This window comes from Pseudomonas sp. HN11 (genome assembly GCF_021390155.1).
Taxonomy (GTDB): domain Bacteria; phylum Pseudomonadota; class Gammaproteobacteria; order Pseudomonadales; family Pseudomonadaceae; genus Aquipseudomonas.
In genome coordinates, this window is the sequence record NZ_CP089985.1 from 1,112,027 (window position 1) to 1,130,986 (window position 18,960).

The 18,960-nt window shown below is 60.9% G+C and carries 18 protein-coding genes; 10 read left to right on the forward strand and 8 right to left on the reverse strand.

Features of this window, described 5'->3' with window-relative positions; genetic code table 11:
- Nucleotides 1–30 precede the first annotated feature (30 nt).
- Nucleotides 31–1,476 (forward strand): D-alanyl-D-alanine carboxypeptidase/D-alanyl-D-alanine endopeptidase, encoded by a 1,446-nt coding sequence (gene dacB / locus LVW35_RS05050; protein WP_233894031.1) that lies wholly within the window; start codon nucleotides 31–33, stop codon nucleotides 1,474–1,476.
- A gap of 1 nt (nucleotide 1,477) precedes the next feature.
- Here dacB and LVW35_RS05055 read toward each other — a convergent pair whose 3' ends face one another.
- Nucleotides 1,478–2,257, reverse strand: coding sequence for an IclR family transcriptional regulator (locus tag LVW35_RS05055; protein WP_233894032.1), 780 nt, complete (start codon nucleotides 2,255–2,257; stop codon nucleotides 1,478–1,480).
- 120 nt (nucleotides 2,258–2,377) lie between these two features.
- Between LVW35_RS05055 and hmgA the strand changes: the two genes are divergently transcribed.
- The 4 genes from hmgA to LVW35_RS05075 are packed head-to-tail and all read left to right on the forward strand — an operon-like array spanning nucleotide 2,378 to nucleotide 7,011.
- On the forward strand, nucleotides 2,378–3,661 hold the full coding sequence (gene hmgA, locus LVW35_RS05060) for a homogentisate 1,2-dioxygenase (protein ID WP_233894033.1): 1,284 nt from the start codon (nucleotides 2,378–2,380) through the stop codon (nucleotides 3,659–3,661).
- A gap of 3 nt (nucleotides 3,662–3,664) precedes the next feature.
- A complete protein-coding gene (gene fahA, locus LVW35_RS05065; RefSeq protein WP_233894034.1) occupies nucleotides 3,665–4,951 on the forward strand; it encodes a fumarylacetoacetase in 1,287 nt (428 codons plus the stop codon).
- A gap of 12 nt (nucleotides 4,952–4,963) precedes the next feature.
- Nucleotides 4,964–5,605, forward strand: a complete 642-nt coding sequence (maiA, locus tag LVW35_RS05070; protein WP_233894036.1) for a maleylacetoacetate isomerase — start codon at nucleotides 4,964–4,966, stop codon at nucleotides 5,603–5,605.
- Nucleotides 5,606–5,643: 38 nt separating this feature from the next.
- Nucleotides 5,644–7,011 (forward strand): MFS transporter, encoded by a 1,368-nt coding sequence (locus tag LVW35_RS05075; RefSeq protein ID WP_233894038.1) that lies wholly within the window; start codon nucleotides 5,644–5,646, stop codon nucleotides 7,009–7,011.
- Here the strand turns inward: LVW35_RS05075 and LVW35_RS05080 are convergent.
- Nucleotides 7,008–7,811, reverse strand: coding sequence for a SirB1 family protein (locus tag LVW35_RS05080; protein WP_233894039.1), 804 nt, complete (start codon nucleotides 7,809–7,811; stop codon nucleotides 7,008–7,010). The two genes, LVW35_RS05075 and LVW35_RS05080, sit on opposite strands and share 4 nt — an antisense overlap.
- A 187-nt stretch (nucleotides 7,812–7,998) precedes the next feature.
- Between LVW35_RS05080 and LVW35_RS05085 the strand changes: the two genes are divergently transcribed.
- Nucleotides 7,999–9,018 carry a Leu/Phe/Val dehydrogenase gene (locus LVW35_RS05085; protein WP_233894041.1) on the forward strand — a complete coding sequence of 340 codons (1,020 nt, stop codon included), beginning with the start codon at nucleotides 7,999–8,001 and terminating at the stop codon, nucleotides 9,016–9,018.
- Nucleotides 9,019–9,026: 8 nt separating this feature from the next.
- Here LVW35_RS05085 and LVW35_RS05090 read toward each other — a convergent pair whose 3' ends face one another.
- A complete protein-coding gene (locus tag LVW35_RS05090; RefSeq protein WP_233894043.1) occupies nucleotides 9,027–10,334 on the reverse strand; it encodes an acetamidase/formamidase family protein in 1,308 nt (435 codons plus the stop codon).
- A 247-nt stretch (nucleotides 10,335–10,581) separates the two neighbouring features.
- Between LVW35_RS05090 and LVW35_RS05095 the strand changes: the two genes are divergently transcribed.
- The gene (locus LVW35_RS05095) at nucleotides 10,582–11,295 is read left to right on the forward strand and encodes a dienelactone hydrolase family protein (protein ID WP_233894045.1); all 714 of its coding nucleotides are present in this window, start codon (nucleotides 10,582–10,584) and stop codon (nucleotides 11,293–11,295) included.
- 89 nt (nucleotides 11,296–11,384) lie between these two features.
- Here the strand turns inward: LVW35_RS05095 and LVW35_RS05100 are convergent, their stop codons facing one another.
- Nucleotides 11,385–11,645: a YebG family protein gene (locus LVW35_RS05100; protein ID WP_016978245.1), complete on the reverse strand. Its 261-nt coding sequence runs from the start codon at nucleotides 11,643–11,645 to the stop codon at nucleotides 11,385–11,387.
- A 274-nt stretch (nucleotides 11,646–11,919) separates the two neighbouring features.
- Between LVW35_RS05100 and LVW35_RS05105 the strand changes: the two genes are divergently transcribed.
- Nucleotides 11,920–12,408, forward strand: coding sequence for a phosphate-starvation-inducible protein PsiE (locus tag LVW35_RS05105; protein WP_016978246.1), 489 nt, complete (start codon nucleotides 11,920–11,922; stop codon nucleotides 12,406–12,408).
- On the opposite strand, the gene LVW35_RS05110 is transcribed toward LVW35_RS05105, so the two are convergent.
- From LVW35_RS05110 to LVW35_RS05120, 3 genes are all read right to left on the reverse strand, one after another.
- On the reverse strand, nucleotides 12,405–12,719 hold the full coding sequence (locus LVW35_RS05110) for a DUF3509 domain-containing protein (protein WP_028618965.1): 315 nt from the start codon (nucleotides 12,717–12,719) through the stop codon (nucleotides 12,405–12,407). The genes LVW35_RS05105 and LVW35_RS05110 overlap by 4 nt on opposite strands.
- A 217-nt stretch (nucleotides 12,720–12,936) precedes the next feature.
- Nucleotides 12,937–14,226 carry a serine/threonine transporter gene (locus tag LVW35_RS05115; protein ID WP_233894047.1) on the reverse strand — a complete coding sequence of 430 codons (1,290 nt, stop codon included), beginning with the start codon at nucleotides 14,224–14,226 and terminating at the stop codon, nucleotides 12,937–12,939.
- A gap of 62 nt (nucleotides 14,227–14,288) precedes the next feature.
- Complete coding sequence (locus tag LVW35_RS05120; protein ID WP_233894049.1) at nucleotides 14,289–15,665, reverse strand: L-serine ammonia-lyase; 1,377 nt, start codon at nucleotides 15,663–15,665, stop codon at nucleotides 14,289–14,291.
- Nucleotides 15,666–15,802: 137 nt separating this feature from the next.
- On the opposite strand from LVW35_RS05120, the gene LVW35_RS05125 reads away from it, so the two are divergent.
- Nucleotides 15,803–16,750 carry a LysR substrate-binding domain-containing protein gene (locus LVW35_RS05125; protein ID WP_233894050.1) on the forward strand — a complete coding sequence of 316 codons (948 nt, stop codon included), beginning with the start codon at nucleotides 15,803–15,805 and terminating at the stop codon, nucleotides 16,748–16,750.
- A 212-nt stretch (nucleotides 16,751–16,962) separates the two neighbouring features.
- Nucleotides 16,963–17,373: an HPF/RaiA family ribosome-associated protein gene (locus tag LVW35_RS05130; protein WP_016978251.1), complete on the forward strand. Its 411-nt coding sequence runs from the start codon at nucleotides 16,963–16,965 to the stop codon at nucleotides 17,371–17,373.
- A gap of 54 nt (nucleotides 17,374–17,427) precedes the next feature.
- On the opposite strand, the gene LVW35_RS05135 is transcribed toward LVW35_RS05130, so the two are convergent.
- On the reverse strand, nucleotides 17,428–18,942 hold the full coding sequence (locus LVW35_RS05135) for an MFS transporter (protein WP_233894052.1): 1,515 nt from the start codon (nucleotides 18,940–18,942) through the stop codon (nucleotides 17,428–17,430).
- Nucleotides 18,943–18,960 lie beyond the last annotated feature (18 nt).

An 18,960-nucleotide genomic window follows, 5' to 3' on the forward strand; every position in this document is an offset into this window, starting at 1 on the left:
GCCATTGATGTCTTGGCGGAAAAGATACTGATGCATTTTGGACGATGGCTACATCTGCTGTGCTTGAGCTTTTTGCTGGGTGGTTGCGCGAGTGTCTCACCGACTTCCACCCCGGCAAGCCTGGAGCAACTCCTGGCTGATCCGGCCCTCAACGGCGCCACTGTTTCCCTGATGGTGCGTGATGCCCGTAGTGGTAACACGCTCTATCAACACAACCCGCGAACCCGCCTGATTCCCGCCTCCAATCTCAAGTTGCTCACCACCGCAGCGGCGATGGATGTACTGGGGCCGCAATACCGCTTCTCCACGCAACTGCTGAGCAACGGCACGCAGCAAGGTGAGCGCCTCGCCGGCAATCTGTACCTCAAAGGCCTGGGCGATCCGACCACGCAATTCGCTGATTACCAGACATTGGCGGCACAGCTTGCGGGCCAGGGCGTGCGCCTGATCCAGGGCGACTTGGTATTTGACGATACCTTTTTTGACGCCGAGCGCCTGGGCGTGGACTGGGCCCACGATGATGAAAGTACCTATTACGGCGCGCAGATTTCAGCGTTGACCGTGTCACCCAATACGGATTTTGACGCGGGCACGTTGCTGGTGACGGCGAAAGCGCCGATAACGATGGGTCAGCCGGTGAGTGTGGTGGTGAGCCCCTCCACCGACTATGTGCAACTGAGTAATCGCGCTGTCAGCGGCCCCGGCAATAGCTACGGCATTACCCGCCAGCACGGCACCAACCTGTTGCAACTGATCGGCGCGCTGGCGCCGGGCAAGCAAAGTCGACAGTGGGTGAGTGTGTGGGAGCCGACGCAACTGGTGGCCAATCTGTTCGAGCAGGCGTTGGCGCAGCAGGGCATCCAGGTTCTTGGGCGACGCGTGATCGGCGGCGCAAGCCCTGCAACGGCCAAGGTGCTGGCCGAGCATCAATCGGCGCCGCTGCAGGACCTGATCACGCCGCTGCTCAAACTGTCGAATAACAATATGTCCGAAGCCTTGCTCAAGGCCATGGGTCGCAAGGCGTCCAATGCGGGGACGGCGCAGGCCGGTGTCGCGGCCGTGGCGGACTTCATGCGCCGCCAGGGTTTGGACCCGATGACGCTGAGCCAGGTGGATGGTTCGGGCTTGTCACGGCGCAATCTGGTGTCGTCGCAGAACCTCACCGATCTGCTGCTCGCGACGGCCAGACAACCTTGGTTCGAGGCCTGGTACAACGCTTTGCCGATCGCTGGTAACGCCGATCGCATGAGCGGCGGTAGCCTGCGTTATCGCCTGCGCGGGACGGCGGCGGAAAACAACCTGCACGCCAAGACCGGCTCCATGGCGGGCGTGTCGTCGTTGAGCGGCTACATTACTGACGCCAAGGACCGGCGCTTGGTGTTTTCAATGATCAGCAACAACTACCTGAGCCCCGCCGCACCGATCCGCGCCCTGGAAAACCGCGTGGCACTGGCCCTGGTGCAGTGGCACGACTAGTTCAGGGCTGATAGCCCATGCGCCAACTCACGGCCCGGGTCGCCGACAGCAAGTGCTGTGCCGCCGGGCCATCCTCATCGGCATGGAACAACGAGGTGGGGCCGACCACCGTCATCACTGCCGCCACTTGGCCGATGGCGTTGAAGACCGGCGCGGATAATGCATCGACGCCGGGCATCAGCAAACCATGCACAAAATGCAGGCCACGGCTGCGGATCTGCTCGCAGGTGGTGGCGTAGGCCTGGTCATCTGCCAGGGCATGGGCGATGCCCGCCTGGATCTCGCGTTGACGCAGTTCCACGGTTTCCCGCGACGGCAGGTAGGCGCTGAACACCAGCCCGGTGGACGAGCTGAGCAACGGCAGCACCGAACCCAGTTGCGTCACCACCGTGACGGCGCGCACGGCGGGTTCGATCTGCACCACGGTCGCGCCCTGGTTGCCCCATACCGCCAGGAAGCAGGTTTCATTCAGCTCATCGCGCAGTTCCGCCAAGGGCATCGCGCCGACTTTCAATACATCCATGCTGCCCAGCGCCGCCAGGCCCACGCGCAACGCTTCGCGGCCCAGCCCATAGTGGTTGGTGGCGGTATTCTGTTCGGCGAAACCCGAGGCGATCAGCGCCTGCAGGTAGCGGTGCACCTTGCTGGCCGGCATCTGCACGTGTTCGGCCAGGCGCGACAGTGAAGTGGCCGGGGACAGTTCGGCCAGGGCCTTGAGGATATCGGTGCCCACTTCGGCCGAGCGGACTTTCTGTTTACCGGTGTCGCGGGGCTTTTCCATGGAGGAGCGAGAATCCAAGAGATGAATGGGCGTCTTTATAGCTTGACGGTCGATAGTGATCAAATTACGTTATGCGTAACTTGATTACGATAAAAATAACTGACCTACAGAGGACGATCCATGAACCTCGAATACCTGTCGGGCTTCGGCAATGAATTTGCCAGCGAAGCCCTGCCCGGCGCACTGCCGGTCGGCCAGAACTCCCCGCAAAAAGCGCCCTACGGGCTGTACACCGAACTGTTCTCCGGCACCGCGTTTACCATGGTGCGCAGTGAAGCCCGGCGCACCTGGCTGTACCGCATTCAGCCGTCGGCTAATCACCCCGCATTTATCAAGCTAGAGCGGCAGTTGGCAGGTGGGCCGTTGGGGGCGGTGACCCCCAATCGCTTGCGGTGGAGCCCGTTGGATATACCAAGCGAACCGACGGACTTCATCGATGGGCTGGTCGGCATGGTCGCTAACTCTGCGACGGAAAACCCCGCTGGTATCAGCATTTACAACTACCGCGCCAACCGTTCCATGGAGCGGGTGTTCTTCAACGCGGATGGCGAGTTGTTGATCGTCCCCGAGCAAGGTCGCCTGCGCATCGCCACCGAATTGGGCGTGCTGGAAGTGGAGCCGCTGGACATCGTCGTGTTGCCACGTGGCCTGAAATTCCGCGTCGAACTGCTGGATGCGCAAGCGCGCGGTTACGTCGCCGAGAACCATGGCGCGCCGTTGCGCCTGCCGGACCTGGGCCCCATCGGCAGCAACGGCCTGGCCAATCCGCGTGATTTCCTGACGCCGGTTGCGCACTACGAAGATGTGAAGAAACCTACAACGCTGGTGCAGAAATTCCTCGGCGAACTCTGGGCGTGTGAGCTGGGCTATTCGCCACTGAACGTAGTCGCCTGGCACGGCAACAACGTGCCGTACAAATACGACCTGCGCCGGTTCAATACCCTCGGCACCGTGAGTTTCGATCACCCGGACCCGTCGATCTTCACCGTATTGACCTCGCCCACCAGTACCCACGGCCTGGCCAATCTCGACTTCGTGATCTTCCCGCCGCGCTGGATGGTGGCGGAGAACACCTTCCGCCCGCCGTGGTTCCACCGCAACCTGATGAACGAATACATGGGCCTGATCCAGGGCGCCTACGACGCCAAGGCCGAAGGCTTCCTGCCCGGTGGCGCATCGCTGCACAGCTGCATGAGTGCCCACGGCCCGGACGGCGAGACCTGCACCAAGGCTATCAACGTGGACCTGGCGCCGCACAAGATCGACAACACCATGGCCTTCATGTTCGAGACCAGCCAAGTGCTGCGTCCTACACAGTTCGCTTTGGATTGCCCGCAACTGCAAGACACTTACGACGCGTGCTGGGCCTCGCTGCCCGCCACCTTCAACCCGAACCGGAGATAACCCATGACTCAGTCCACACTTACCCGCAGTTGGGTGGCCTCCGCCAATGGTCACACCGATTTTCCCCTGCAGAACCTGCCGCTTGGCGTGTTCAGCGTCAACGGCTCGGCACCACGCGCTGGCGTGGCGATTGGCGACTCGATCCTGGATCTGCACGCCGCCATCGATGAATTCGACGGTGAAGCCCGTCGCGCCGTCGAAGCGACCGCCGGTGGCCAACTGAACGCGTTTTTTGAACTGGGCCGCGGCCCGCGCGTGGCGTTGCGCGAGCGTCTATTAGAGTTGCTGGCCGAAGGCAGCAAGCTGCACACCCGTGAAGCGCAAGTGTTGCACCGCGCTGCCGATTGCCAGATGCACGTTCCGGCGCGGATCAATGACTACACCGACTTCTATGTCGGCATCGAGCACGCGCAAAACGTTGGCAAACTCTTCCGCCCTGATAACCCTCTGCTGCCCAACTATAAGTACGTGCCGATTGGTTACCACGGCCGTGCTTCGACCATTCGTACCTCGGGCGCTGACGTGCGCCGCCCCAAAGGCCAGACCCTGCCGGCCGGGCAGACCGAACCGACCTTCGGACCTTGCGCACGCCTGGACTACGAACTGGAGTTGGGCATCTGGATCGGCCAGGGCAATGAGATGGGTGACTCGATTGCCATTGGTGATGCGGCCGATCACATCGCCGGTTTCTGTCTGCTCAATGACTGGTCTGCGCGGGATATCCAGGCTTGGGAATACCAGCCGTTGGGGCCGTTCCTGTCGAAAAGCTTCATCACCACCATTTCACCCTGGGTGGTGACGGCTGAGGCTCTGGAACCATTCCGCAAAGCGCAACCGGCACGCCCCGAAGGCGATCCGCAGCCGCTGTCGTACCTGCTGGATGAACATGACCAGGCCGCAGGTGCCCTGGATATCGAGCTGGAAGTGCTGCTCACCACCGCCACTATGCGCGAGCAGAACCTGCCGGCCCATCGCCTGGCCCTGAGCAACAGCCTGCACATGTACTGGACTGTCGCGCAATTGGTGGCGCACCACAGCGTCAACGGTTGCCAGTTGCAGGCGGGCGATCTGTTTGGTTCGGGCACTTTGTCCGGCCCGCAAGCCGGTCAGTTCGGGAGCCTGCTGGAAATGACCGAAGGCGGCAAAAAGGCTGTCGAATTACCGTCCGGAGAAGTACGCAAGTTCCTTGAAGACGGTGATGAAATCATTCTGCGTGCGCGCTGCAACCGTGAAGGCTTTGCCTCCATCGGCTTCGGCGAATGCCGTGGCACCGTGATCGCGGCGCGCTAGGAGGGCAGGGCGATGGAACTCTACACCTACTACCGTTCCACCGCGTCGTATCGGGTACGCATCGCATTGGCGCTCAAGGGCCTGAATTTCACCGCCGTGCCGGTCAACCTGCTGGTGCCGGCGGGTGGCGCCAACCGTCAGCCCGAATACCTGGCGATCAACCCGCAGGGTCGCGTCCCGGCCGTGCGTACCGACGAGGGCGAGCTGTTGATTCAGTCGCTGGCGATTATCGAATACCTGAATGAACGTTATCCACAGGCGCCGTTGCTTTCCAAGGACCTGGCCACCCGCGCCCATGAGCGTGCGGTGGCCTCGATCATCGGCTGCGATATCCATCCGTTGCATAACTCCAGTACCCAGAATCTGCTGCGCCAATGGGGGCATGACGAGGCAAAGGTGCTGGAGTGGATCGGGCATTGGATCAGCCAAGGCTTGAGCGCGGTAGAACAGCTGATCGGCGACCATGGCTTTTGCTTCGGCGAGCAGCCGGGATTGGCCGATACGTTCCTGGTCCCGCAACTGTATGCGGCCGAGCGTTTCAAGGTGCCGTTGGCCGCTTACCCTCGTATTGGGCGGGTGGCGGCGTTGGCGGCGCAGCACCCGGCATTTGTGCAGGCACACCCGGCCAACCAGCCGGATACACCCGCCGCTTGATGCTTGCTGTTCCATAACAATAAAAATAGGTACTTGCGATGCACAATCAGATTGCCAGCTTTCGCGCGGCACTCGACGCCCGTCCGGTGTCGCGTTATCAGTGGTTGATTCTCCTGTTGCTGGCACTGCTGCTGGTGACCGACGGCTATGACGCGCAGGTGTTGGGTTACGTGGTGCCGGCGCTGGCCCAGGATTGGGGCTTGGAGAAGGCCGCATTTGGCCCGGTGTTCAGCGCCAACTTGCTAGGGCTGACGCTCGGGTCGTTGTTGGTCACGCCGTTGGCGGATCGATTCGGCGTGCGGCGCATCCTGCTTGGCTGTGTGCTGATCTACGCCACGCTTACCGTACTGATGGTGTTCGCCAACTCGCTGACCACGCTGATGGCCGCGCGTTTTATCTGCGGCATCGGTATGGGCGGCGCGATGCCGAGTGCGATGGCATTGATGTCGGAATACTCCCCCCCACGCCTGCGCACGTTGATGGTGACCTTGGCGGCCTGTGGCTTTTCGTTCGGTGGGGCAGCGGGTGGGTTTGTGGCGGCAGGGTTTATCGAAGGCTTCGGGTGGCAGGCGGTTTTTTTGGCGGGAGGCGTGACGCCGCTGCTGTTGTTCCCGTTTCTGGTGCGGCTGTTGCCGGAATCCTTGCCGCGTTTGCTGCGTGATACACCGCCCTATGTGCGGTTGCAGAAAGTGACGTCACGCATGCTGCCGGGCTGGCAACCGCCGCTGGCGAGCGAGGCCGAAAGCCAACAGGAGCAGGGCAGCAAACTGACGGTGGTGGAGCTGTTCCGTAACGGCTACGCGCGGCCGACGCTGCTGATTTGGGCGACCTTTTTTGTGAGCCTGATCCTGCTGTATTTCATGATCAGCTGGTTGCCGTCGCTGTTGCTGGACAGTGGCTTGGCGTTGAAAGAGGCCAACCTGGTGACTTCGATGTTCCTGTTCGCCGGCACCTTGGGTGCCATCGGCATGGCCTGGTTCGCCGACCGCCTGAAAAGCAAAGTGCGACTGTTGTCCGGCGTGCTGGCGGCGGCTGCGGTGTGCACCCTTCTGCTCGGCCTGAACCATGACAACCCACGCTACCTGGTGGTCTGCGTGTTTGCCGCCGGGTTTTGCATCATTGGTGGTCAACTGACCCTCAACGCCTTTGCCAGTAACTTCTACCCGGCACATGTGCGCGCCACCGGTACGGGGTGGGCATTGGGCGTGGGGCGTTTTGGTTCAATCCTCGGGCCGTTGTTTGGCAGCCTGTTGCTGGCGATGCATATCCCGGTGGAGCAGATTTTCTTCTTCTGCGCGATACCGGCGGTGACTGCGGCGCTGTTGATCATTCAGGTGCGTTCGCCTGGCGCTGAAGGACCGAAGAGCTCGCAGCCTAGGAATGTCCTCAAGGCGCCGCAGGCTTAATGCACCACTGAATTGGGCGGCAGGTGCCCCAGGCGTTCGGTCAGGCGCAGGCGCTGGATCGGGTCTTCGCTGAGCATCAGCGCGTGTTCCAGGTCGAAGCGTTCGGCGTTGGGGCAGTCCAGGCGTTGATACAAGCTGGCCCGCGCCAGGTAGTCGGCGGCGCTGGCGTTGCCCAGTTCCAGCACGCGTTCGGCATCGATCAAGGCCTGGAGCGGGACGTCGTTGGAAAGATGCAGTTGCCGAAGGTTGCGGGACAACCGTTGCAGGATTGAACGCGGGTCGGCGGTGTGCAAGTGATCGGCCTGCAACTTAAGGTTGGGGCCGTATTGGCGTTGTAGCAGGTCGCGGCAATCGTTGGGGTACAAGCGCCGGCCACCGCAGGGGTCGAGCAGGTGATCGGCGCCGGGAACCCGCAACAGGAAATGGCCGGGGAAGTTCACGCCGACCATGGGGATCTCCAGGCGGCGCGCCAGCTCAAGTGCAATCAGGCCCATGGCCAGGGGTTGTCCACGTTTGCGCTGCAAGACCTTGTCCAGCAGGGCGGCGGCGGGGCGCAAAGGGGTAAATTCATCCTGGGCAAACCCCAGGTCATTCAGGCGCCGCAATAGCGGCTGACCCAATTCGTCCGCCGGCAGCATCGGCATGCCCAGGCTCACCTGTTGTTGCAGCACGCTCAACTCCTGCAGGATCAACAACGGCTGAACGGCTGGGTCATGCTCGGCAGCAATCCACAGCGCCGCTTCAAACAGCGCGGGTGGAGAGCGTTCCAGGCAGGCGAAAAAGGCTTTGCGGGGATTCATTGCATTCTCCGGCGGATGCCCCCGTTTTAGCCTTGCTGGGAATTTTCGTCCAGTGGCTTAGAAAATATCCTGCGCGCTTATGTCGCAAGTCCTGCAAAAACGGGTGTCTTATTCCAGCGTAGTCCGGCAGTTTTCTGCCGCAAGCCTATACTTGGCCCACTACCAGATGTGATTCGGGAGCTTGACGATGTTTGCTCTCATGCACAGCACCCGCCTTGAATCGCTGCACTTGAGCGTCGACCCGGCCACCGGGCTGAAGGCGGTCATCGCCATCCATAACAGCCGCCTGGGGCCTGCCCTCGGTGGCTGTCGCTACCTTTCCTACCCCGACGACGAAAGTGCCGTGGCGGATGCCGCGCGCCTGGCCCAAGGCATGAGCTACAAGGCCGCCCTGGCCGGTTTGCCGGTGGGCGGTGGCACCGCAGTGATCCTGCGTCCCGGACACGTGGAAAACCGCGCGGCTTTGTTTGAAGCCTTCGGCCGTTGCATCGAACAACTCGACGGGCGCTACATTACCGCCACCGACAGCGGTACCTCGGTGGCCGACATGGATTGCATCGCCCAGCACACCCGCTACGTCACCAGTACCACCGCCGCGGGCGACCCTTCGCCCCATGCGGCGATGGGCGTGTTTGCCGGCATCCGCACCACCGCGATGGCGCGCCTGGGCAGTGATAACCTCGAAGGTCTGCGCGTGGCGATCCAAGGCCTGGGCAACGTCGGCTTCGCCCTGGCCGAACAACTGCACGCCGCCGGTGCTGAGCTGCTGGTCAGCGATATCGACCACGGCAAGGTACAACTGGCCATGGAACAACTGGGCGCGCACCCCATCGCCAACGATGCCTTGCTGAGCACGCCGTGCGACATCCTCGCGCCTTGCGGCCTCGGCGCCGTGCTCAACCGCCAGAGCGTCGGCCAACTGCGCTGCGCCGCTGTGGCCGGCTCCGCCAGTGCGCAATTGACCAACTTGCAGGTCGCCGACCAACTGGAGGGGCGCGGCATCCTCTACGCGCCCGACTACGTGATCAACTCCGGTGGTTTGATCTACGTTGCACTCAAGCACAGTGGAGCGCAACTGCCGACCATCACCGCGCACCTGTCCAACATCGGCACGCGCCTCACCGAAATCTTCGCTCACGCCCAGGCGGAAAAACGCTCACCCGCACGGGTGGCGGATGAGCTGGCCGAGCGCTTGCTGTACCGCTGATAGACCGGTCAGAGCTGATATTTCTCACGCACCAGTGAGCCGACGCCCATACGATCTAGAATGTGCATCGGGCACAGGATCGTGACGCGAACGGTTCCCGGCAACCGGCTGATGTCAATCGAACCGTTGAGGGTTGCGCGGTTGCGCACCTCATCCATAGACAGTCCCGTGACCGCCGCCGCGCGCTCCAGGCCATTTTCCGTCGCAAGGTTGAGGTCGGCGCCACTGCCGATAAAGGTAATAGGGCCGTTGTCTTCAATCTCGAACTGCCCCCAGCGCTCGCCCAGTGCTTTGACTCGCAGCCGTTGTTCGGCCGTCATCGGGCGAGCCATGGGCGGCAGGTCATCAAGGTTTTGCAGCAGGATCGGGCCGTCAAGGGTCAGCCCCTTGATCACGTGGGCAGTGAGTTCGGTTTCACCCGACACATCGGTGGCATGCCCGGCAATTTCACCATTGCCTTGCTGAGCGTGCATATCGCCCATGTAAACCCCGGCGCCGGGGACTCTCACTGGGCAAATCAGGATGCAACCTTCGCGGACAGAGTTAGTGTCCATGTGCCCGTCGGTTTTCGCGGCGTGCAGTTGCTCATGGGTCATGCCGTAGCGGTGGGGCGCGCCGACCAGGTACTGGCCGAAGTCGGCGCAGTTGTGGGAATCCGGCAGATCCCTTGAAGGGGTGGTGCCGATATTGCCCAGGAACGGCCGCATATGAGCCGCAAGGCCAGGGATGTCAGCGCGGGCCAGGGAGAGAATGGAATGCTGGGCGGACAACTCTGGCAACGCCGCCATCTCCGGCGCCTGGCCGGCGAGACGGTCGGCTACCGATTGGTTGACGGTCAGGCTCACCTGATGCTCTGCGTCGAACACAATGACGTAGCCATGGCTGAAACGAAACGCGCTGACTTCTGCACCGCAGGCATTGCAGCGAATAGCGTCTGCGCCGATGCCGTCGACATGGCTGGCGGGATGCTCCTGCCCACAGTTGGAACAGAACTTGGCGACAAAGGGATCGCCATGATAACGCCCCTCAACAAAACGCATGACACCTGACGAAGTGGCCAGTGACGTCACGCGCATGCGTTTGATCTTCAGGGCCACGGCGTCACCGACCTCTGCGCCGGCGATGAATACGGGTTGAGTCACCTCATGGCCACCCTCAAATGCGGGCGTGATCATTGGGCCCCAACACCCCGGCGGCGTACCGGTGATGAGCGTGCCGCCATCGGCGAGCGGGCCGAGCATCTTCTGGCTGGGGCCGATGAGGCCGTTGGTATAGGTGTTGACGCTCAGGCGATCAACCGGTGTTGAGTTGTGCATTTTTATTCTCCGGGTCCTATGTGATTGAACCTTCGGTCACGGCGTATTGCTCAGGGAAGGTTCAGGCAGGCCCAGTAGACCGGTGTTTTGTATCCCGAATATGTCGCGCGGGTGCGCTAATACACAGTGGTACATAACGATGGGAGAGGAAGGTTTGTAACTGCAAAAATCCTGATAGGGTTCTGTGGACTGGCGCTTTGAGGTGCTTGCTCAGCTATCGTTTTCCTACTTGCCGCGGAGAATATTCATGTCCAATCAAGCAACAGCGCATTACGTAACGTTCAAGCGTCCAGACGGCGCCGAGGTCAATGGTTACCTGGCCAGCCCGGCTGTGCTGGAAGGGGCGCCGGCCATCGTATTGATTCAAGAGTGGTGGGGGCTTAACGAGCAGATCAAGGGCGTGGCCATTCGCCTTGCCGCCTGCGGTTACCGGGTGCTGGTGCCGGACCTTTATCGCGGCGCCTCGACCGTGGAAGAGGAAGAAGCCCATCACCTGATGGACAGCCTGGATTTTGGCGATGCAGTGTCCCAAGACATCAAGGGCGCAGTGCGCTATCTGCAGACCGACTCGAAAAAAGTGGGCGTGACCGGCTACTGCATGGGCGGGGCATTGACACTGTTGGCGCTTAACGCGATTCCGGAGCTGGCCGCAGGTGTGGTCTGGTATGGCTTTCCACCGCTTGAATATCTGGATGCGGCAAAAATCAAAGCACCGCTGATTGGCCATTGGGGCACACAGGATGCTTTTTTCAATATCGAAACCGTCGCGGAGCTGGAGTCAACGCTGCACGCGGCAGGTGTGGACGCGACCTTCTACCGTTACCTGGCGCGCCATGCCTTTGCCAACGAAACAGCGATCGGCAACGGCCGCATACCCGACACGCAATACGACGCCGCAAGGTCGCAATTGGCGTGGGACCGCACGTTGACCTTCTTCGGCAAAACCCTGTGGCAGGCGTAAGGCGCAAATAGCCTTCGGTAAAACGATGAGTTGCCGGTCTGCCTGAACCTGTTGGTTCACCCTGAATCAACGGAGGCGGGCCGGCCTCCTTACTCTGCCTCTGGCTGCCCGATCTCGGCCAGGGCGCTGGCGTTGTTCTTGAACGCTGCTGCAAAGGCGGCGCGGTTCTTGGCCATGAAAATACCGGCGTCTTCTGCCTGCTTTTCAGTCAAGCCTTCCACGTTTTTCAACAGGACATCCATCAGAGACTCTGCCAGTTCAAGCATCTGGTCGTGTGCGTCGGCAAGTTTGCGATCCACGAATGTAGTCTCCAAGTCGCGGGTACTGCGATACAGGGTTTCAACAGCCATTTTTTGGCCTCGTCATCAGGGTGCAGTAGTGAAGGGGAGTAGCCCTTGTGTTCGGGTGTTACTGAGATGCTGTATTTATATACAGTAAAAAGGGTAAGCCAAACCGTCGGTTTTGGGTAGCAGTTTTTCAATGTAGCCCGTAAATACAGGTTTTGAGTGCCTCATGTCACCCCGCCATCATCTTATACCTGCCCCTGGCCTTTTTTCTGCATGCAGAACAACCGTCACGTCCAACCCGCATTATCCGGTCGAGTCGACCTAAGGAAGCATCATCGTGAAGATCAATTGGGCCGAAAGGCTACGCCAGCAAGTGCACGGGCTGGCCGAGTCCCTGGGGAATCTGTTCGTCGAGTCGTTCCACTACCTGGCGCTGTTTGCCATTGGCGCGGTGACGGCCTGGGCGGCGGTGATGGAGTTTCTGGGGATGTTGGAGAACGGACACATCAAGATCGATGACATCTTGCTGCTGTTCATTTACTTGGAATTAGGCGCAATGGTCGGGATTTACTTCAAGACCAACCACATGCCGGTGCGGTTCCTGATCTACGTGGCGATCACCGCTCTGACGCGCCTATTGATCTCCAACGTGTCGCACCACAACCCGCCGGACGTGGGAATCATCTACCTGTGTGGTGGGATTCTGCTGTTGGCGTTCGCGATTCTGGTGGTGCGTTATGCCTCCTCGGCGTTCCCCTCGGTGAAGGTCGAAGGCCCGCGTCGCAAGGGCGAGGCGAGCCTGGAAACCGAGAAGGGCGAACTTTAAAGCCCGACGCTGAACGGCAGGGCGCGGGTGGGCGGTCGCTGCAGGACCTTGTGATCGCCATCCGTCATCACCGCCAGGATCTCCATGGCGCTGTGGCCCTGCTCGATGGCAATACCGAACTGGATACTTTGCACCAGGCGTTTGAGGCGCTCTGGATCATTGCGCTGTTCGGCGCTGATCATGCGCTTGGCCACTACGCCTTGTTCGTTGGAGAGGGTCAGCATGATGCTGCCGTCCAGCCGTTGTATGCTCAAGTTGACGCGGTATTCAGGGGTGAACGTGTCGGTGATGATCTGAAAAGGATTGTCCATGGTGCGTACCGCCTGATAAGAACATGCAGTCATTGACGACCGGTGTCGGGATTAGTTCGCGTCTCCTGACCATCGGCCACTCCGTCGCTGAGGTTTTCACAAGGTCCGTTTCCCTCCCTGGCTGTACAGCAAAGGCCGTGCCGCATAAGGCGCCGAGCCGTTATTGCAGGCAAAAAAAAGGCGAACCGGGGTTCGCCTTTTTGCTGGGTGATCTATTTCAGGGCAGTACGGAGAAAACGATCGCAGACAGCGCAATCAGTCCAACCACCACCACAAACACATTCGACACCTGGCCCGAATACTGGCGCAGAGATGGCACGCGGCGAATCCCATACATCGGCATCAGGAACAGCAGGCACGCGATGATCGGCCCGCCCATGGTTTCGATCATGCGCAAAATGCTCGGGTTGAAGGTGGCCACTGCCCAGCAGGTCAGCACCATGAATAGCGCGGTGCAACGTTCCAGCCATTTAACCGACATCGAGCGGTTACGCCCACGCAGGGATTTGACGATCAAACCCTGGAACCCTTCGCTGGCGCCAATGTAGTGGCCGAGGAAGGACTTGGTGATGGCCACCAGCGCGATCAACGGCGCCGCGTAGGCGATCACCGGGGTCTGGAAGTGGTTGGCCAGGTACGACAGGATCGAGATGTTCTGCGCCTTGGCCGCTGCCAGGTCGGCTGGCGACAGTGCCAGTACGCAGCTGAAGCAGAAGAACATCACGGTCAGCACCATCATGCCGTGGGCGGTGGCCAGGATGCCGCTGCTTTTGCGCTCGGCCTGCGCGCCGTACACGCGTTTCTGGTCGACGGCGAAGGCGGAGATGATCGGCGAGTGGTTGAAGGAAAACACCATCACCGGAATCGCCAGCCATAGGGTTTTGAAGAACAGCGGCATGGGCATGCCATCACCGGCGGAGGCGAAGAACGCGCCGTTCCAGTTGGGGATCAGGCTGACGGCCAGCAACAGCAGGGCCGCGACGAAGGGATACACCAGCACGCTCATGGCCTTGACGATCACGCCCTGGCCGCAGCGCACGATGGCCATCAGGCCAAGAATCAGCACCAGCGACAGAATCGCCCGAGGCGGTGGGGTCATGTGCAGTTGGTGTTCCATGAAACTGCCCAGGGTGTTGGTCAGCGCCACGCTGTACACCAGCAGGATCGGGAAGATGGCGAAGAAATACAGCAGGGTGATCAGCTTGCCCGCACCGACGCCAAAGTGCTCTTCGACCACTTCGGTGATGTCGCCAGATCTGCCTGACAGCACAAAGCGCGTCAGCCCACGGTGGGCGAAGAAGGTCATCGGGAAGGCCAGCAGAGCCAGTACGATCAACGGCCAGAAGCCGCCGACGCCGGCGTTGATCGGCAGAAACAACGTGCCGGCACCGATGGCGGTGCCGTAGAGGCCCAGCATCCAGGTGGTGTCGTGTCTGGTCCAGCCGGTGGTCACGGTTGTTGCTGTAGCAGCAGGATTTTCAGCAGCAGGTGTACGTACATCGATCATCGGTATTGCCTCGTTATTATTTTTGCGCGGGCTCACGTAGGGGACGGGTAGCAGTGCTCCGGTCAGCACTCCACCCAGCTGACCGCCAGGCCGCCCCTTGAAGTTTCTTTGTATTTGTCATGCATATCGGCGCCGGTATCACGCATGGTGCGGATCACCCGGTCGAGCGAGATGAAGTGCTTGCCATCACCGCGCAGGGCCATCTGCGTGGCGTTGATCGCCTTGACGGCGGCGATGGCATTGCGCTCGATGCATGGCACCTGAACCAGGCCGCCGACCGGGTCGCAGGTCAGGCCGAGGTTGTGTTCCAGGCCGATTTCGGCGGCGTTTTCCAGTTGCTCGGGGGTGGCGCCAAGGATGTCGGCCAAGCCCGCGGCGGCCATGGCGCACGCCGAACCGACTTCGCCCTGGCAGCCGACTTCGGCACCGGAGATGGAGGCGTTTTTCTTGCAGAGGATGCCGACGGCGGCAGCGGCCAAAAAGAAATTGACCACGTCATCGTCAGACGCGTCCGCGTTGAATTTCATGTAGTAATGCAGCACCGCCGGGATGATCCCCGCCGCACCGTTGGTCGGTGCGGTGACCATGCGCCCACCGGCCGCGTTTTCTTCGTTGACGGCCAGCGCGAACAGGTTGACCCATTCCATGGCCGACAAGGTCGAGGTGATGACATTCGGTTTGCCGATTTCCAACAGGCTGCGGTGCAATTTCGCCGCGCGACGGGGCACGTCCAGGCCGCCCGGCAAGGTGCCTTCATCGCGCAGACCTTGTTCCACGCATTCGCGCATCACCGACCAGATATGCAACAGGCCACTGCGGATGTCGGCGTCGCTGCGCCAGGCGCGTTCGTTGGCCATCATCAGCTCGGAAACCCGCAGGCCATGCTTGTTGCACAAGGCCAGCAGTTCCACGGCGCTGGAAAAGTCGTAGGGCAACTCAACATCGCTGGTCGGCGCAATACCCGAGGCCGCTTCCGCCGCTTCGATGATGAAACCGCCGCCCACCGAGTAGTAGGTCTGCTCGTTCAACAAACCGTTTTCGCCGTAGGCGTGCAGGGACATGGCGTTGGGGTGGTAGGGCAGGCTTTCGTCCAGCAGTAGGAGATCCTGTTGCCAGTTGAAGGCAATGTCTTGCTGGCCTGCGAGCAGCAGTCGGCCGGATTCGCGCAATTGCTGGATGCGGGCGTTGATCGAGGTGGGGTCGACCTGGTCCGGCCATTCGCCCATCAGCCCCATCACGCAGGCACGGTCGGTGGCGTGGCCGACGCCGGTGGCGGACAGCGAGCCATACAGGCGCACCTCCACGCGGCGGGTCTGGCTGAGTAATTGTTGGTCGGTCAGGGCTCGGGCAAAGGTCGCTGCTGCCCGCATGGGGCCGACGGTATGGGAGCTGGAGGGGCCAATACCCACCTTGAATAGATCGAAAACACTGATAGCCATGCTAAAGCCTTACAAGCAATGGAGTAGAAGTCGCTGCCATGTTTTGTAGAGCGAGCGGAATTGGCGCGATACTGAGCCTCTGGATCGGCACTGACCAACGAATTATCCTAAGACACCCTTTAGCAGGACTAAACACTATGGCCCGGCCCCTTCATGGCCAGACGTATGTCTGGCTGCACGTTTTTTCCTGTGCTGCGCGGCATTTGTCGTTCACCCGCTGCGCCGAGGAACTGCACATCACGCCGGGCGCAGTGAGCCAGCAGATCCGCCAGTTGGAGGAACGATTGGGTTTCCGCTTGTTTCATCGGCGCGCGCGTGGGGTGGAGCTGAGTGCCGAGGGCCAGCGATTGGCGACAACGGTGGGTGAGGCCTACGGCAGCATCGACGCGGAGTTGCAGCGCCTGGATGCAGGGATGATCAGCGGGACTTTGCGCCTGCGCTCGATCCCCTCGTTTCTCGGCAAGTGGCTGACCCCTCGGTTACCGCGTTTGCAGCAGCGCTTTCCGGATATCCAACTGCGCATGGTTGCCGAAGACAGCAACATCGCCCTGCATGAGGGCGACTTCGACCTGGCCATCGACTTGAACGACGGCAGCTATCCTGGCCTGTTATCCACAGCCCTGCTGGACGAACAGATTTTCCCCGTCTGTGCCCCGAGCCTGCTGCGCGGCCGGCCTCCGCTGCATGGTCCTGCCGACCTGGTGCATTTCCCACTGCTGCACGACATCACCGCCTGGCGTGGGAGTTATGAGTATGCCGAGTGGGAGTTTTACCTGAATGCTATCGGCTATCACGGTGCCGATGTGCGCCGTGGCCACACCTTCAACCGCAACCACCTGACCATCGAAGCCGCCATCGCCGGTATGGGGGTGGCCATTGCGCGGCGCACGTTGCTCAACGATGAGCTGGAGCGAGGCACCTTGATCGTACCTTTCGGCATGGCCGTGCCTAACCACAAGCGTTACGTGTTGTTGTATGCGCCAGGCGCACTGAGCCATCCGGGCGTACGCGCGGTGCATGATTGGTTGGTTGAAGAAGCGGGGATTTTCCGCGGACTGCACCCGTTGGGAGAGGGGCAATTGTGAGATCTGTTGGAGGTAAGAATATGTAACCAACTCCCCACCCTAACAGCGTTTTTGCTCGTCGTCAGGCTTAATTTGTAATGTGGGATTTATCTTTGCAAAGGGGTTGAAATGTTCTTCTGACTGCTCAATTGTGTAAGCAAGAGGTCATGGTTTCACCGCCCCGGTGCCGCAGTTGTGACCTCTCGCGAGCTAGCTGAAATAAGGGAAGAACTATGCAAATCCAAGTCAATAGCGATAACCATATTGAAAGCAGCATCCGACTGGAGGAGTGGGTACGTACTACCATTGAGAGCACGCTCGAACGTTACGAAGAAGACCTGACCCGAGTGGAGGTCTACCTGCGGGATGAGAACGGCGACAAGCCCGGTCCCCATGATTTGAGTTGCCGCCTGGAAGCGCGGCCAAAAGGTCATCAACCGCTGTCCGTGCTGCACAAGGCCGATACACTGGAACAGGCGATCGACGGTGCGGCCACCAAGCTGGACCATGCGTTGGAACATCTGTTCGGCAAACTGCAAGGCAAGCCGCGCGCTGCCGGGAAAAACCAGCCGACCACCAAAGTCAACGAAGATGAGCTTGAGCAGGAGTTTCTGGAAAAAGAACGCGCCGTGTTCAACGGCTGAAAGTTTTCTCACGCTCCACTAAAAACGGGCCTGCAATCGCAGGCCCGTTTTCGTTTACTGGCTGCGTCGGAAGAAATACCTGCTCAACCACGCCAACCCACCTGCACCCAGGCCCGCGAAAAGCATCGCCCAACCGATGCCATGTCGCAGGGCCGCCTGCGCATCGGTGAATGCCAGCCCCACCGATGACCCCAGCTTGCCCGCCGCGATGTTCTGGCTGATGGTCGGCCACTCCAGCACGGAGTTGTCGGGCAGTACAGCCGCCAACTGATGGCTGATCCCCAGCAGCAGCACAAACCCCATCAACGCGATGTTGAGTGCGAGGGTAATCAACCGTGCGCTGAGGTCGATGCCCGACGCCATGCCCGCCCGGTCGGCCGAGACTGCGCCGGTGGTGGTATTGGTGGTGGGGGAGTTGGTCAGCGCCAATCCCACCCCTGCAATGATGCAACTGATCAGCACCAGCACGATGCTCGGTTGCGCCACCGCATTGGCTGCGGCCATGCTCAGGAAGCCTGCGCCCATCAAGCCCAGTCCACACGGGATGACGCGCTCGGCACCGTAACGCAGGGCCAGGCGCTCGGCCAAGGGAGGAACCAGCAAAGTGGGCAAGGTGTAGGCGAGCAAGGCGCCACCAGTGGTCACGGTGTCGTACCCCAGCCCGGCTTGGAAATACAGGGGCAAGTAGATCATGAACGGCCAAAAACTGAAGTTCATGCCGATCGAACCCATCAGTGCGCCGTTGAAGCGCTGGATGCGGAACACCGAGAAATCGAACATGGGGTGGGCACTACGCCGCTCGACAACAATGAACAGCAGCAGCCCGGCTACCGCCAAGCCCGCGCAGCCGAGCATGGCCGGTGTGCCAAAGCCTTTTTCAGTACCCTGGGTGATGAAATAGACCAGTGCAAACACTGACAGCGTCAGGGTTAGCATGCCCGCGATATCGAGGCGATGGGCAGCGGGATCCCGCGATTCCTGCACACTGATCCGCAGCAGCACCAGCGTGAACAGGGTCAGCGGTACATGTACCAGGAACACCCAGCGCCAGTCTGCGACCGCCAGGATCAACGCCCCCACGATTGGCCCAAAGCCCAGGCCCACGCCGGCGATCACACCCCATATCGCGAACGCCCGCGCCCGCGCCGCCGGGTCGCGAAACAGGTGCGACAGAATCGCGAACTGGCAGATCATCATCGCCCCGGCGCCGATGCCTTGGACGAAGCGCGCCGCGATCAGTGTGATGGCATTGTCCGCCAGCCCACAGGCCAGGGAGGCCAACCCGAACACCCACAGGCATAGCACCAGCATGCGGCGGCGGCCGAAGCGATCGGCCAATGTGCCGGCAGCCATCAGTACGCTGGTGCAAGCCAGGGTGTAGGCATTCATGATCCATTGGGCGTCCTGGAATCCTGTGCCCAATTGCTGTTCAAGTGTCGGCAGGATGACCGGCACGCTGGAAATTTCCAGGCCGAACATCAGGGCGACAAGGCACACAGCGGTCAGCGCAAGGCCGTTTCTGGCAGTGCGCCGGGTATTGGCGACCGATAACGTGACGGCGGGTGGCATGGGACTCTCCAGTCGATA

Excerpts from the sequence above, each read along its gene's own strand:
- LVW35_RS05130 (WP_016978251.1), top strand. The coding sequence starts at position 16,963 with ATGCAAATCCAAGTCAATAGCGATAACCATATTGAAAGCAGCATCCGA.
- LVW35_RS05135 (WP_233894052.1), bottom strand. The coding sequence starts at position 18,942 with ATGCCACCCGCCGTCACGTTATCGGTCGCCAATACCCGGCGCACTGCC.
- dacB (WP_233894031.1), top strand. The coding sequence starts at position 31 with ATGCATTTTGGACGATGGCTACATCTGCTGTGCTTGAGCTTTTTGCTG.
- LVW35_RS05100 (WP_016978245.1), bottom strand. The coding sequence starts at position 11,645 with ATGGCTGTTGAAACCCTGTATCGCAGTACCCGCGACTTGGAGACTACA.
- LVW35_RS05090 (WP_233894043.1), bottom strand. The coding sequence starts at position 10,334 with ATGCACAACTCAACACCGGTTGATCGCCTGAGCGTCAACACCTATACC.
- LVW35_RS05095 (WP_233894045.1), top strand. The coding sequence starts at position 10,582 with ATGTCCAATCAAGCAACAGCGCATTACGTAACGTTCAAGCGTCCAGAC.
- LVW35_RS05110 (WP_028618965.1), bottom strand. The coding sequence starts at position 12,719 with ATGGACAATCCTTTTCAGATCATCACCGACACGTTCACCCCTGAATAC.
- fahA (WP_233894034.1), top strand. The coding sequence starts at position 3,665 with ATGACTCAGTCCACACTTACCCGCAGTTGGGTGGCCTCCGCCAATGGT.
- LVW35_RS05125 (WP_233894050.1), top strand. The coding sequence starts at position 15,803 with ATGGCCCGGCCCCTTCATGGCCAGACGTATGTCTGGCTGCACGTTTTT.
- LVW35_RS05075 (WP_233894038.1), top strand. The coding sequence starts at position 5,644 with ATGCACAATCAGATTGCCAGCTTTCGCGCGGCACTCGACGCCCGTCCG.
- LVW35_RS05080 (WP_233894039.1), bottom strand. The coding sequence starts at position 7,811 with ATGAATCCCCGCAAAGCCTTTTTCGCCTGCCTGGAACGCTCTCCACCC.
- LVW35_RS05120 (WP_233894049.1), bottom strand. The coding sequence starts at position 15,665 with ATGGCTATCAGTGTTTTCGATCTATTCAAGGTGGGTATTGGCCCCTCC.
- hmgA (WP_233894033.1), top strand. The coding sequence starts at position 2,378 with ATGAACCTCGAATACCTGTCGGGCTTCGGCAATGAATTTGCCAGCGAA.
- LVW35_RS05115 (WP_233894047.1), bottom strand. The coding sequence starts at position 14,226 with ATGATCGATGTACGTACACCTGCTGCTGAAAATCCTGCTGCTACAGCA.
- maiA (WP_233894036.1), top strand. The coding sequence starts at position 4,964 with ATGGAACTCTACACCTACTACCGTTCCACCGCGTCGTATCGGGTACGC.
- LVW35_RS05055 (WP_233894032.1), bottom strand. The coding sequence starts at position 2,257 with ATGGAAAAGCCCCGCGACACCGGTAAACAGAAAGTCCGCTCGGCCGAA.
- LVW35_RS05085 (WP_233894041.1), top strand. The coding sequence starts at position 7,999 with ATGTTTGCTCTCATGCACAGCACCCGCCTTGAATCGCTGCACTTGAGC.